Origin of the sequence: Streptomyces sp. NPDC001407 (assembly GCF_042895325.1) — a bacterium.
Lineage (GTDB): Bacteria > Actinomycetota > Actinomycetes > Streptomycetales > Streptomycetaceae > Streptomyces.
On the sequence record NZ_JBIAWF010000006.1, the window covers coordinates 132,266 to 144,233 of the forward strand.

The following is an 11,968-nucleotide window of genomic DNA, read 5'->3' on the forward strand; positions in this document are numbered from 1 at the left end:
AACATGTTCATATGCCAGTGTCACTTCCAAAGCCGGTTCTCCTGAGGCGTACTGGAGGTCATGTACTCGAACGGGATGCCTGACCGACCGGTCGGGCGCATCGGGGGGACCGGCTCGTGACTGCCTCTGTACTGACCTCGGATCTATTGGAACCCGCTGACATCCTGCTGTCCGTCGACGACGTCCTGGAGGAGTTCCTGACGGCCAAGGCGGCCGCCTCGGACGAGCCCTATCTGTCCTATCTCGCCGGGCTCCTGCGGGAGTTCCTGTCGGGCGGCAAGCGGATCCGGCCGTTGCTCTGTGTCACGGGGTGGCGTGCCGCCGACGGCGGCACGGACACCGAGTCCGTGATCAGGGTGGCGGCCTGCCTGGAGCTGTTCCACGCCTTCGCGCTCATCCACGACGACGTCATGGACAGCAGCAACACCCGGCGCGGCAGGCCGACCGCGCACCGCGCTCTGGCCGACTCCCGGCCCGCGGGCCGGGACCCGGAGCAGGCCGACCGGTTCGGCATGGGCGCGGCGGTCCTGCTGGGCGATCTGGCGCTGGTCTGGTCCGACGAACTGCTCCACACGGCGGGACTCTCGGCCGGCCAGTTGAGCGCGGTTCTCCCGCTCCTGGCCGAAATGCGGACCGAAGTCATGATCGGCCAGTATCTCGACCTGTGCGCGACCGGGATGCTGTCCGACGACGTCGACGCCACGCTGAACGTCATCCGCTACAAGACCGCCAAGTACACCATCGAACGCCCCCTGCACATCGGTGCCGCCATCGCCGGCGCGAGCGCGGAGGTCATGGCGGCGTGCACGGCCTACGCGCTGCCTCTCGGCGAGGCGTTCCAGCTCCGGGACGACCTCCTCGGCGTGTACGGCGATCCCCGGGACACCGGTAAGTCCCGCCTGGACGATCTCCGGGAGGGGAAGAACACCACCCTCACCGCCCTCGCCCTGAGCCGCGCCGACGCCGAGCAGACGGCAAGGCTGCGCGAGCTGATGGGCGACCCGCAGCTGGGGGAGGAAGGCGCGGCCGTCGTCAGGGCCGTGCTCGATGCCACCGGTGCGCACGCGGCTGTCGAAGCGATGATCGACGACCGCCTCGGACAGGCCCTGAAGACCCTGGAAGATTCTCCGTTCACCCCGGACGCGACCGCCGCTCTGCGGCGGGTCGCCCGTATGGCCACTGTGAGGAACTCATGACCACCGGCATTTCCGTCCCCTCCGCGCTCGACCAGGGACGCGCACCGGCCGGAGCGGGTATGAGCCGGCATCTGGACTACTGCACCAGCCGGTTCGGCGAGGTGTTCGCACGGGACATCGGCTACGCACCCGAGATGTGCGGACTGACGGATTCCGAACTCAGGGAGTGCATCGACGCCTGCAATGCCGCCGTCGCCCCCTTCGGGAAGACGATCTCGGACGAGCGCTGGATCTCGTACATGGGCGTGGTCTTCTGGTCCCAGAGCGCCCGCCACATCCGGGACCGGGAGGCATTCAAGGCCGTATGCATCCTGAACTGCGTGACCTTCGTGTGGGACGACATGGACCCGGCGCTCCACGACTTCGATCTCTTCCTGCCCGAGCTCCGCGGGATCTGCGAGAGGTACTACAGCGAGGAGGACGCGTGGTTCGCATACGAGGGCGCGCGTGCCTTCGTGACGAGTGACCACATGTTCCGGAACTCCTCGATCAAGGAAGCGCTCTGCACCTCCTCTCCCGAGCAGTACTTCCGGTTCCGCGTCACCGACGTCGGGGTCGACTTCTGGATGAAGATGTCGTATCCGATATACCGGAACGAGCAGTTCACCGAGCACGCCAAGTCCGGGCTGGCGGCGCGCATGACCACCCGTGGGCTGGCCATCGTGAACGACGCCTACTCGTTCGACCGGGAAAAGGCGCTCGGCCAGATCACCAACTGCTTCCACCTCTGCGACGTCGACGACGCGGAGTCCTTCCGCCCCTTCTTCGAGAGCCGCCTGGCGGACATCGTCGAGGACATCCGCTGCATCAAGGCGTTCGACGACGTCACCCGGGACGTCCTGCTGGACCTTCTCCAGGGGAACTTCACCTGGACCACGACGAACAAGCGGTACAAGGCCGCGGTGAACGACGTCAATTCGCGCATTCAGTAGGACGCGGGGACACCTCCGTGTCCGAACGACCGGCCAAGCGCGCAGAGAACGAAGGAAAGCGGAGAACGTGACCACGGTCAAAGCGGCAGGGGATGCGACCCGGACCTGGACGACGGGTGTGGCGCCGGGAGCGCTCCCGGGGCTCGGGCACGTCCTCGAACTGTGGCGCCGGCCCTTGGAATTCCTGGCGTCGGCGCCGTCCCACGGGGACCTCGTCGAGGTCCGCCTCGGCCCCCGTCCGGCCTACCTCGCCTGCCACCCCGAGCTGGTGCGGCAGGTCCTGGTGAACACGCGCACCTTCGACAAGGGCGGGCTGTTCGACAAGGCCCGGCAACTGCTGGGCAACAGCCTCTCCGTGTCCCGCGGAGAGGAGCACCGCTACCAGCGCCGACTGATGCAGCCCGCCTTCAACGGCGCCCGGATCGCCGACTACACCGCCGCGGTCGGCGAGGACACCCGCAAGGTGATCGCCTCCTGGCGGCAGGGCAAGGTGCTGGACATCAGCGACGCCATGCACGCCCTGCTCATGCGGGTCGCGGCCCGGACCCTGTTCTCCACCGGGATCGACGACCGGACCATCGACGAGGCGAGGCACTGTCTGCGCATCGTCTCGCAGGGCCTCTACAAGCGCACCATCGCACCCCTGGGCGTGATGGAGAAGCTGCCCACCCCGGCCAACCGCCGCTACGACGAGGCCAACAGGCGGCTCCGGGAGATCGTCGACGAGATGATCACCGAACGCCGCCGGTCGGGGGAGGACCACGGCGACCTGCTGTCCACCCTGCTCAGCGCCCGGGACGACGAGACGGGCCGGGGCATGTCGGACCGTGAGGTGCTCGACCAGGTCGTCACCTTCCTGGTCGCCGGGAGCGAGACCACCGCCTCGACCCTGGCCTTCGTCTTTCACCTCCTCGGCCAGGACCGCGGGGCCGAGGAGCGCCTGCACGCCGAGATCGACAGTGTGCTGGAGGGGCGGCTGCCGGTCTTCGAGGACCTGGACAAGCTGCCGTACGCCCGGAACGTCGTCACCGAGGCGTTGCGCCTCTACCCACCGTCCTGGATGTCGATGCGGGTCACGGCGGTCGACACCGAGCTCGCGGGACGGCGGCTGCCGGCCGGCACCACCGTCCTCTACAGCGCACAGGCGCTGCACCACAACCCGGAGCACTTCCCCCGGCCCGGAGTCTTCGACCCCGATCGCTGGCTGCCGGAGCGGGCCAGGGAAGTGCCGCGAGGCGCCCTGCTGCCGTTCGGCGCGGGCAGCCACAAGTGCATCGGCGACGTCCTCGCGATGGCCGAGACGGCTCTCATCGTCGTGACCATCGCTTCCCGGTGGCGCCTGCGTCCCGTGCCGGGCTCGAAGCTGCGGCCGCAGCCGAAGGCGACCCTGGAGCCCGGCCCGCTGCCCATGGTGTGCGAGCCGCGCTGACCGCGCCCGGCACCGCCGCATTCCCGTCAGACCCCACTCTTAAGGACAACAGACCATGAGGACCGAGGAACGGCCCGTTCAGCACTGGAAGTCGGTGACGGCTCCCGGCGGCCTGCCGTTCGTGGGCCATGCCCTGCGCCTCGGCCGGCGCCCCCTAGAGTTCCTGACCTCGCTGTCCGCCCACGGCGACCTGGTCGAGCTCCGTCTCGGGTCGCAGCGCGCGTTCCTTCCGTGCCACCCCGAGCTGGTGCAGAAGGTGCTTCTCAACTCGCGTGTCTTCGACACGGGCGGGCCCGTCAAGGACAAGGCGCGGCCGATCCTCGGCAACGGCCTCATCACTTCCGACTGGGCCGATCACAAGCGGCAGCGGCGGATGGTCCAGCCCGCCTTCCACCCGGCCCGGATCGCGACGTACGCCGAGGTGATGCGTGAGGAGTGCGACGCCGAGACCCGGTCGTGGCAGTCCGGTCAGGTCATCGACGTCAGCAAGGCGATGCAGGCGCTGACCGCGAGGGTCACCGCCCGCACGCTGTTCTCCACCGCCATCGCGCCGCATGCCGTCGCCGAGATCCAGCACTGCCTGCCGGTGGTCGTGCAGGGCGCCTACCGGCGGGCGGTCGACCCCACGGGGCTGCTCGCGAAGCTGCCGATCCCGGCGAACCGGGAGTTCGACGAGGCGCTCGGCCGCCTCAACCGGCTCATCGCGGGCATCACCGAGGACTACCGGCAGCGGGAGGGGGACCAAGGGGACCTGCTCTCCGCCCTGTTGGAGGCGCGGGACCCCGAGACGGGCGAGCACCTGACCGGCCAGGAGGTCCACGACCAGGTCATGACGCTGCTGCTCGCGGGGATCGAGACCACCGCCAGCGCGCTGACCTGGTCCCTCCACCTGCTCAGCGGGAACCGGGCGGCCGAGGAGCGCCTCCACGCCGAGGTCGACGAGGTCCTCGGCGAGCGCCCGCCGGCCTACGGCGATCTGCCCCGGCTCGACTACACGCGGAGGGTCTTCACCGAGACACTGCGGCTGTTCCCGCCCGCCTGGCTCTACACCCGGACCACCACGGCGGACACGGAGCTCGGCGGCCGTCTGGTGCCGGCGAAGAGCGACATCCTGATCAGCCCGTTCGTCATCCACCGGCACCCGGAGCTGTTCCCGGCGCCGGGGCGCTTCGATCCGGACCGGTGGCTGCCCGAGCGGGCCAAGGACGTGGCCCGCGGTTCCTATCTCCCGTTCGGGGGCGGGAGCCGCAAGTGCATCGGTGACGTCTTCGGCATGACGGAGGCGACCCTGGCCCTCGCGGCCATCGCGTCACGGTGGCGGCTGTCGCCCGTGGCCGGCACGCGCATCCGCCCCCGCGCGCACATGAGCCTGACGGCCGGTCCGTTGCCCATGGTCCCCCGCGCGCGGTGAACGGCCCGGCCCGCGCGGCTCAGGCCCACAGCAGCCCGCCGTTCACCTCCAGTACGGCGCCGTTGACGTAAGAGGCGTCCTTTGAGGCGAGGAAGACCGCGGCGCGCGCGGCTTCCCGTGCCTCACCGGTCCTGCCCAGCGCGAAGCGCTTGCGGTAGGACTCCCAGAGCCGGGGATTGCCGGTGAGCTCCCGCCCCATGCCCGCGTCGAGGAAGCCGGGCGCGATCGCGTTGACCCGGATCGCGTCCCGGCTCAGCTCGATCGCGGTGACCTTGGTGAACGTCTCGACCGCGGCCTTGGTGGCGCTGTAGCACGCGGCGCCGACGGCGACCCGGTTCGCCAGGGCGGAGGAGACGTTGACGATGGCACCGCCGCCGCGCCGGCGAAGGTAGGGCACGGCGGCCCTCGTGCACAGGAAGACGCCCTTGAGGTTGGTGGCCGTCATCGCGTCCCAGTCGGCCGGGTCCAGCTTCTCCACCCGGGCGTCCCGGCTTATCCCCGCGTTGGCGACCACGATGTCCAGCCCGCCGAACTCCTCCTCGGCGGCACGCATCGCCTCCGCCACCGAGTCCGGCTCCGTCACATCCGTCGGCAGATGCAGGCATCGGCCGGGGTATTCGTCCTGAAGTGCCTTGATGTCACCGGGAGTACGGGAGGCGCAGACGACGTCGGCCCCCTCCATCAGGTACTCGTTCACGATGGCCAGCCCGAGGCCGCGGTTGCCGCCGGTGACCACAGCCGTCTTTCCGTGCAGTGTGCCCTGGTGATGCTGTGCGTCCGTGCGCCGCATGACAGTCCCTTTCGTGGATGGGCGGGTCAGTACCGGTCCGGGAGCGGGAGCCGGGGGCGTTCCTGGATCTCCAGGACGGCGCACGTCCAGCTGAAGCCGCCGCCCACCCCGATCAGGACGATGCGTTCGCCCGGTTCGAGCGTGCCGCCGCGGACCAGGTGGTCCAGGCCGGCGAGCTGGTCACCGGCCCCGAGGTGGCCGACGCGCCGCGCGTACTCCCACGTCGTACGGGAGAAGTCGGCGAGCCCCAGGGGATCCAGGCACTGCCCGCGGAGCACTCGCTCACCGAAGTGCGGGAGTACGACGTGGTCGGCCTGGAGCACGTCGGTGCCGGCCTCCTCCGTGGCCTCGGTGACGGCGGCGCGCACTCCGGCCGCGCACCGTGCGAGGAACTCCGGCTTCGGCATGGTCTCCAGGAACTCCCTGCCCTGGGCGAAGAGGTCGACCGGGTGCTCGGCGCTGTGCCGGTAGGGGCCGAACTCCTGCTTGCCGCGGTGCAGGCCCTCCAGCTCGGGGTCCTGGGTGGTCACCATGGACACCAGCCGGGCGAAGCCGGGCCCGGCCGATGCGACGAGTGCGCTGCCGCCGTCGCCGAAGACCAGTCCGCGGTCGGCCCGCCACCGGTCGATGTGCGGGTCGCGCCAGGCGTCGGCGCAGGTGAGCAGGGCGGGCCCGGTGTCCGGCCGGGCGCGGAGCCGGGCACAGGCCAGCTCCAGGCCCGCCAGCCCGCCGTTGGAGCCTGCCCGCACCTCGACGCCCAGGGCCCGGCGGGCGCCGAGCTCGCGCTGGACGTAGGCGGTGGAGTTCCAGACGTCGATGCCGTTGTGCATGGTCACGCCGAACAGGACGGTGCCGAGCTCCTCGGGCGCGGTCCCGGCCATCCGCAGGGCTTGCCCGGAGGCGCGGACGGCCATGTCGGGCGTGCGTTCGTCGTCGTCCGCGACGACGAGGCACAGCTGCCCGCTGCGCTTGGCGTCCTCGGGGGTGTAACGGCCGGTCCGGACGGCCTCGTCCGCGGTCACGACGCGCTCGGCGAGCCAGGTGCCGGTTCCGGATATGTAGATGTCGTCCCACCGCATTGCGGCATCCTTCCTGTTCGGATCTCTGGTGCCGGGGTCCGGCCGTCAGCCGGCCGGGGTGAACCGGACCGGCAGGTGGTGCAGGCCGCGCAGCATCAGGCCGGGGCGCCAGGACAGTTCGGCGGGCTCGGTGTCCAGCGCGAGATCGGGGCAGCGCTCGAGGAGGGACCTGAAGGCGATGGCCGCCTCCAGCCGCGCGAGCGGGGCGCCGAGGCAGTGGTGGACACCGTGGCCGAAGGCGAGGTGCCCGCGGGCGTCACGGCGGATGTCGAAGACGTCGGGCGCCTCGAAGCGCTGCGGATCGCGGGAGGCGGCGGCGAGCACCGCGACCACGGGCTCCCCGGCGGGGATCGTGGTGCCCGCGATCTCGACGGGCTCGGTGGTGAAGCGGAAGGCGGCGGTCTCCACGGGGCCGTCGTAACGGAGCATCTCCTCGATCGCGCCGTCGAGCAGGCTCCAGTCGGCGCGCAGCGCGGCGAGCTGTCCGGGGTGGCGCAGGAGCGCGAGGGTGCCGCTGGAGATGAGGTTGGCGGTGGTCTCGTGCCCGGCGACGATGAGGAGGAAGGCCATGCCGAGCATCTCCTCGGTCGTGAGCTGGTCCTCCCCGCCCTCCATGGACCTGACCAGCGCGCTGAGCAGGTCGTCCTCCGGCGCGTGGCGCTTGGTCTCGATGAGGCCCGCCAGATAGCCGGTCATCTCCTGCACGGCTGCGCCCGCGGCCTCCGGGTCCGTCGGGGAGACGCTGTCGGCGTACCAGTCGTGGAACGTCTTGCGGTCGGCCGCGGGCACGCCGAGCAGCTCGCAGACCACGGCCAGCGGGAGGGGGAGGGCGAACGCCTCGACCAGATCGGCCCGGCCCTGCTGGAGCATGGCGTCGAGCAATTCGTCCGCGGTCTGCTGGATGCGCGGCGCGAGAACCTCGATGCGGCCCTGGGTGAACTCCTTGGCCACCAGCTTGCGCAGCCGGGTGTGGTGCGGTGGGTCCGTCTGGACCATGTTCAGGCCGATGGCGTTGCCGCCGTCGTCCTCCCACGCGGACGAGTGCCGTATGTCGTTGCTCAGCCGGGGGTCGGTGAGAGCGGCCCGGGCCTCCTGGTGTCCCACGATCAGCCAGACCTCGCCGGAGGCGGCGGTGCGGACCTTGTGGACCGGGCCCTGCTCGCGCAGGCGGGCGTAGACCGGGTAGGGGTCGGACGCGAAGTCGGTACCAGGAGCTGACAGGGCCTCGATCTCGGGCGCGGGCATGGGTGTTCCCTTCCTCGGCACTTGGCGAACCGTGGAGGGCTCCCCGGTTCCCTGAGCTGACATTACATCAAGTGGGGAGTGCTCCACTCTTCTTGTAGGGTGGCCGCCATGGTTGCCGCTGCGAAGAGGGAGACGGTGTTGCGGAGTGATGCCCGGCGCAACAGGGAACTGCTGATCGCGGCGGCCCGGGAGATCTATGCCGAGCGGGGGCTGGAAGCGCCGCTGGACGACATCGCACGCCGGGCGGGAGTCGGCAACGCCACCCTCTACCGGCGGTTCTCCACCCGGGCGGAGCTCATCGAGGCGGTCTTCCACGACGCGCTGACCGGGATCCTGCACGTCGGCGAGGAGGCCCGGCAGGTCGAGGACGCGTGGAGCGCCCTGACCGGATACCTGGAGCGTGTCTTCGCGCTGCTGGCCGCGGACAGGGGCACCAACGACCTGATGACCACGGGCATCGAGGGAGTTCCCTCGCTGGACGCGCTCCGGCAGCACAACTACGAGACCATCAGCACCCTGCTCGGCCGTGCCCAGGAACAGGGCACCGCGCGCGACGACATCGTCGTCGAGGACCTCCTGTGCGCCCTGGCCGCTCTCGGCAGGGTCGTGCCCGCCTCGGTCGTCGTCGCCCCGGACGCGTGGCGCCGCTTCCTCGCGCTCTTCCTCGACGGGCTGCGCGCCGAGGCCGCGCACGCGCTGCCCGGCCCACCGCTCACCCTCGACCAGGCCGGCCGGCTCATGGGGGAGCTCGGAGGCTCGTCCGCGTCCTCCTGAACGGGAGCGCGGTGGGCCGGCCTTCAAGTGCTCCGCAAAGTCAGGAGAAAACGTAAATGAACGTCCAACGGCATATCTCCCCCTTCGAAAGCGCCTATTTCCGCGAAGGCGGGCCACTGCCGCTCTTCGACATGCCCATATTCATGGGATCGGCGGTCCGGGGTGCGATCGATCCCGGAACGGCCGAGGAAGTCCTGATCCGGCTGGCAGCCCGGCATCCCTTGCTGCGCTGCCGGGTGGTGGACGGCGAAGAGGGGCACATACTGCGCCTCGACGGAGAATTCCGACCGCGTGTGGAGACAGGGGAGGGCGGCGAGAGCGCACACCTGGAACTCGTCAACTCGCGGCCGGATTGGCGGAATGGACTCTTCCAGGCGCACATTCTCAGTGACGGGGAGGTGAGCCGGATCGTCCTGGTGATTCACCACGGTGTGGCGGACGGCCGCTCCTCCTTCGCTCTGCTCAACGAGTTCTGGCAGTGCTACACCGCTCTGGCCGGCGGCGCGGAACTCCCCGCGGTCGTCGAGCGCGCACTGCCGGACGCCATCGACGCACGGCTGGCCGGTGTCTTCAAGGACGACGAACTGGACGCCCTGGCCGTGCAGATGGCCGCGGGGGCGGCCGCGGGCGGCCCGGGCCCGGTCGCGCTGCCCGTCGACGGCGACGGCCGGCCGCGGGCCGGGGACGACTCCCCCCGGTTCGTCATCGACCGCACGGAGTTCGACCGGGAGACCAGCGCGGCGGTCGTCGCCGCGGCCCGCTCGCACGGCATCACGGTGAACGGCCTGGTGGCCGGGGCCCTGATGGTGGCGGTACGCGAGCAGCTGGACCTCGGTCCCGAACCGGTCCCGATGGTCTGCGGGCACGCCGTCGATCTGCGCTCGCGGGTGACTCCGGAGCTGACGTCGGAGGACGTACTGAACTGCGTGGCCGGTCTGCTGACCCCGGTGGAGGTCTCCGGGGACGACCGGGCGGCCGACGTGGGCCGGAAGATCCACGCCTCCTTGGCCGCGGCTCTCGAGCGGGGCGATGCCGAGCGGTTCATGCTCGCGTCCCTGCGGGCCACCCCGGACGCCCTGCCTCCGGTCCCGGCCCCGGCCCCGGTTCCCGCGACCGAGCCCGTGCCCATGGTCAGTTATGGCTTCTCCAATGTCGGCCGGATCGCCCCGCACCCGACGCCGGAAGGAGTCGAATTCCTGCGGATCGAGGTGTCCGGCAATGCCCCGGGGATGCCGCCGAAACTCGGCTCGTTCACCGTCGACGGCCGCATCACGCTGCAGAACGAATACGACAGCTGGGTCTATGACCGCGACCGGATGCGGCGACTGATCGCCTCAGTGCGCGGGGCCCTGGAAAAGTCTCTTGCGTGTTGATCGTTTCTGGACAAGGCTGAGCCGGAGTTGAACGTACCGTCGGAGGGGGAACGGTGGTGCAGCGTGAGCGTGTTCCGAATCAGCATTTGCGGGCCCTGGTCGCCGAGGCGGGACTGACCGCCCAGGGTCTGGCCCGCGCGATAAACACCTTGGGGGCGAGGTACGGCACAAGGCTCACCTACGACCGTACTTCCGTGGCCCATTGGCTCAACGGCTCGCGCCCTCCGGCACCCGTGCCCGAGCTGGCCGCGCAAGTGCTGAGCCGGCACCTGCGGCGCCGGGTCGGCGCCCACGAGACGGGTCTGACGTCCGGCGGCGACGGCTGGGAGGCCCTGGGCCTGTCCGCGGGACCGCGCTCCGCTCCGGCGGTACGGCTGGACGAGCTGTGCCGGGCGGACCTCGACCCCGTCCGCCGGCCCGCCCTGAACCGGGTGATGTACCGGGCGTCGGAGGTCAGCGTGCCGCCGTACGCCGGTGAGCGGGACGCGGAGGGAGCACCGAGTGCCTTCGTGGTGGCGGACGTGCGGCTGCCGGCCGCGCAGAGCCTCTACGACATGACGGTGATCTTCGTTGCCCTCGGCGAGCGGCACGGCGGGGCGCACGCCCGGACCTCGCTGATCTCCTACCTGGCCGACAGCGCCCTGCCGCTGCTCGACGACGCCAGGACGGAAGCGGCCCGGCGGCGGCTCGGCTCCGGTCTGGCATGGCTCACCCAGGTGCTCGCCGACGCCACCATGGACACGGGCTCCCACGGCCTCGCACAGCGCTATCACCGGCTCTCCCTGGACCTCGCGGCCGCGGGCGACGACCCGAGCGTCCGCCTCGTCTCCCTCGCCTCGATGAGCGTGCACGCCCATCTTCTGGGCCACCGCGCCCACGGGCTGGCCCTCGCGGAAGCGGGACTGGCCGCCGCGGGGCCGGGGGCGCCGCCTCTTGTCCGGGCGTTCCTGCTGGCACAGAGGGGGCATTTGCGGGCACGCACGGGATGCAGCCGCGAGGCGGTCGCCGATCTCTCCGCTCTCGACCGGTACCGCGCCGAGGGGGAGTCGGAAGCCGGGGCCTACGGTGCCTTCGCCCGCGCGTCCGTGGACTTCAAGAGAGCCGAGGCGTTTCTCGCGCTCGGTGATCACCGGACCGCGGTGGCGGTCCTCGAAGCGTCCCTGCGCGCCCGGCCGGTCGACCACGTCCGTGCCCACGCCCTCACCCACGCGCTGTTGGCGATGGCACACCTCCGGGCGGGGCGGCTCGAAGTCGCCTGTCACCACAGCCGTACGTTCCTCGACACGGCGGGGAGCGTCGACTCCCATCACGTGCGGTCGGCGCTGGGGCGGCTCCGCGCGGAGTTCCGGCCCTACCACCGGGCCTCGCCCTCGGCGGCGCTGGTCGAGCGGCTGGCCCAGGACGTGGTGCGGTCCCCGGTCGTGGTCGCCTAGGAAGCGGCCCCGCTCGCGGGAATCACGCCTCCAGGCCGATCGCGAACGCCGCCTCCAGGTCGTGCTGGGAGTACGTGCGGAAGGCGATGTGCGTCTCCGTGAACGTCACCCCCGGCACCTTGCTGATGCGCCCGGGGATGACGTCCGCCAGGTCATCGTGCCGGGCCACCCGCACCATCGCGATCAGGTCCTGTGCCCCCGTCACCGAGTAGACCTCGCTGACCCCCTCCATCGCGGCGATCTCCTCCGCGATCTCGGGGATCCGGGCGCCGTCGGTCTTGATGAGGACGATGGAAGTGATCACGG

Annotated in this window: 11 protein-coding genes; 7 read left to right on the top strand and 4 right to left on the bottom strand. The window is 70.8% G+C overall.

Translation table 11 applies throughout. From position 1 onward, the window contains the following. Window positions 1-116 precede the first annotated feature (116 nt). The 4 genes from ACFY1P_RS11580 (at window position 117) to ACFY1P_RS11595 (ending at window position 4,968) form a co-directional block, all read left to right on the top strand. Entirely contained in the window at window positions 117-1,196 is a 1,080-nt protein-coding gene (locus ACFY1P_RS11580; RefSeq protein WP_390750521.1) for a polyprenyl synthetase family protein, read from the top strand. Then, complete coding sequence (locus ACFY1P_RS11585) at window positions 1,193-2,128, top strand: hypothetical protein (protein ID WP_361523324.1); 936 nt, start codon at window positions 1,193-1,195, stop codon at window positions 2,126-2,128. The genes ACFY1P_RS11580 and ACFY1P_RS11585 overlap by 4 nt, the downstream gene beginning before the upstream one ends. Window positions 2,129-2,195: 67 nt before the next feature. After that, entirely contained in the window at window positions 2,196-3,557 is a 1,362-nt protein-coding gene (locus ACFY1P_RS11590) for a cytochrome P450 (protein ID WP_390750522.1), read from the top strand. Window positions 3,558-3,612: 55 nt separating this feature from the next. Further along, window positions 3,613-4,968, top strand: a complete 1,356-nt coding sequence (locus ACFY1P_RS11595; protein WP_361523318.1) for a cytochrome P450 — start codon at window positions 3,613-3,615, stop codon at window positions 4,966-4,968. 19 nt (window positions 4,969-4,987) lie between these two features. On the opposite strand, the gene ACFY1P_RS11600 is transcribed toward ACFY1P_RS11595, so the two are convergent. From ACFY1P_RS11600 to ACFY1P_RS11610, 3 genes are read right to left on the bottom strand one after another with little or no spacing between them, the layout of a single operon-like run. Beyond that, window positions 4,988-5,758 (bottom strand): SDR family NAD(P)-dependent oxidoreductase, encoded by a 771-nt coding sequence (locus ACFY1P_RS11600; protein ID WP_361523315.1) that lies wholly within the window; start codon window positions 5,756-5,758, stop codon window positions 4,988-4,990. A 26-nt stretch (window positions 5,759-5,784) separates the two neighbouring features. Next, window positions 5,785-6,837, bottom strand: a complete 1,053-nt coding sequence (locus tag ACFY1P_RS11605) for a ketoacyl-ACP synthase III family protein (RefSeq protein WP_361523313.1) — start codon at window positions 6,835-6,837, stop codon at window positions 5,785-5,787. Window positions 6,838-6,882: 45 nt separating this feature from the next. Then, window positions 6,883-8,082 carry a cytochrome P450 gene (locus ACFY1P_RS11610; protein WP_390750523.1) on the bottom strand — a complete coding sequence of 400 codons (1,200 nt, stop codon included), beginning with the start codon at window positions 8,080-8,082 and terminating at the stop codon, window positions 6,883-6,885. A gap of 108 nt (window positions 8,083-8,190) precedes the next feature. On the opposite strand from ACFY1P_RS11610, the gene ACFY1P_RS11615 reads away from it, so the two are divergent. The 3 genes from ACFY1P_RS11615 to ACFY1P_RS11625 all read left to right on the top strand — a co-directional run bounded on the left by ACFY1P_RS11615 (window position 8,191) and on the right by ACFY1P_RS11625 (window position 11,662). After that, window positions 8,191-8,856, top strand: coding sequence for a helix-turn-helix domain-containing protein (locus ACFY1P_RS11615; protein WP_361523307.1), 666 nt, complete (start codon window positions 8,191-8,193; stop codon window positions 8,854-8,856). A gap of 56 nt (window positions 8,857-8,912) precedes the next feature. Next, on the top strand, window positions 8,913-10,229 hold the full coding sequence (locus ACFY1P_RS11620) for a hypothetical protein (RefSeq protein ID WP_390750524.1): 1,317 nt from the start codon (window positions 8,913-8,915) through the stop codon (window positions 10,227-10,229). 194 nt (window positions 10,230-10,423) lie between these two features. After that, window positions 10,424-11,662, top strand: a complete 1,239-nt coding sequence (locus ACFY1P_RS11625) for a hypothetical protein (protein ID WP_390750525.1) — start codon at window positions 10,424-10,426, stop codon at window positions 11,660-11,662. 22 nt (window positions 11,663-11,684) lie between these two features. Here ACFY1P_RS11625 and ACFY1P_RS11630 read toward each other — a convergent pair whose 3' ends face one another. Continuing rightward, window positions 11,685-11,966, bottom strand: a complete 282-nt coding sequence (locus ACFY1P_RS11630) for an Lrp/AsnC family transcriptional regulator (RefSeq protein ID WP_121797853.1) — start codon at window positions 11,964-11,966, stop codon at window positions 11,685-11,687. Window positions 11,967-11,968 lie beyond the last annotated feature (2 nt).

What these genes read in the sequence shown, in the direction of transcription:
- ACFY1P_RS11585 (WP_361523324.1), top strand. Translation starts at nt 1,193, where the DNA reads ATGACCACCGGCATTTCCGTCCCCTCCGCGCTCGACCAGGGACGCGCA.
- ACFY1P_RS11595 (WP_361523318.1), top strand. Translation starts at nt 3,613, where the DNA reads ATGAGGACCGAGGAACGGCCCGTTCAGCACTGGAAGTCGGTGACGGCT.
- ACFY1P_RS11600 (WP_361523315.1), bottom strand. Translation starts at nt 5,758, where the DNA reads ATGCGGCGCACGGACGCACAGCATCACCAGGGCACACTGCACGGAAAG.
- ACFY1P_RS11605 (WP_361523313.1), bottom strand. Translation starts at nt 6,837, where the DNA reads ATGCGGTGGGACGACATCTACATATCCGGAACCGGCACCTGGCTCGCC.
- ACFY1P_RS11610 (WP_390750523.1), bottom strand. Translation starts at nt 8,082, where the DNA reads ATGCCCGCGCCCGAGATCGAGGCCCTGTCAGCTCCTGGTACCGACTTC.
- ACFY1P_RS11615 (WP_361523307.1), top strand. Translation starts at nt 8,191, where the DNA reads ATGGTTGCCGCTGCGAAGAGGGAGACGGTGTTGCGGAGTGATGCCCGG.
- ACFY1P_RS11620 (WP_390750524.1), top strand. Translation starts at nt 8,913, where the DNA reads ATGAACGTCCAACGGCATATCTCCCCCTTCGAAAGCGCCTATTTCCGC.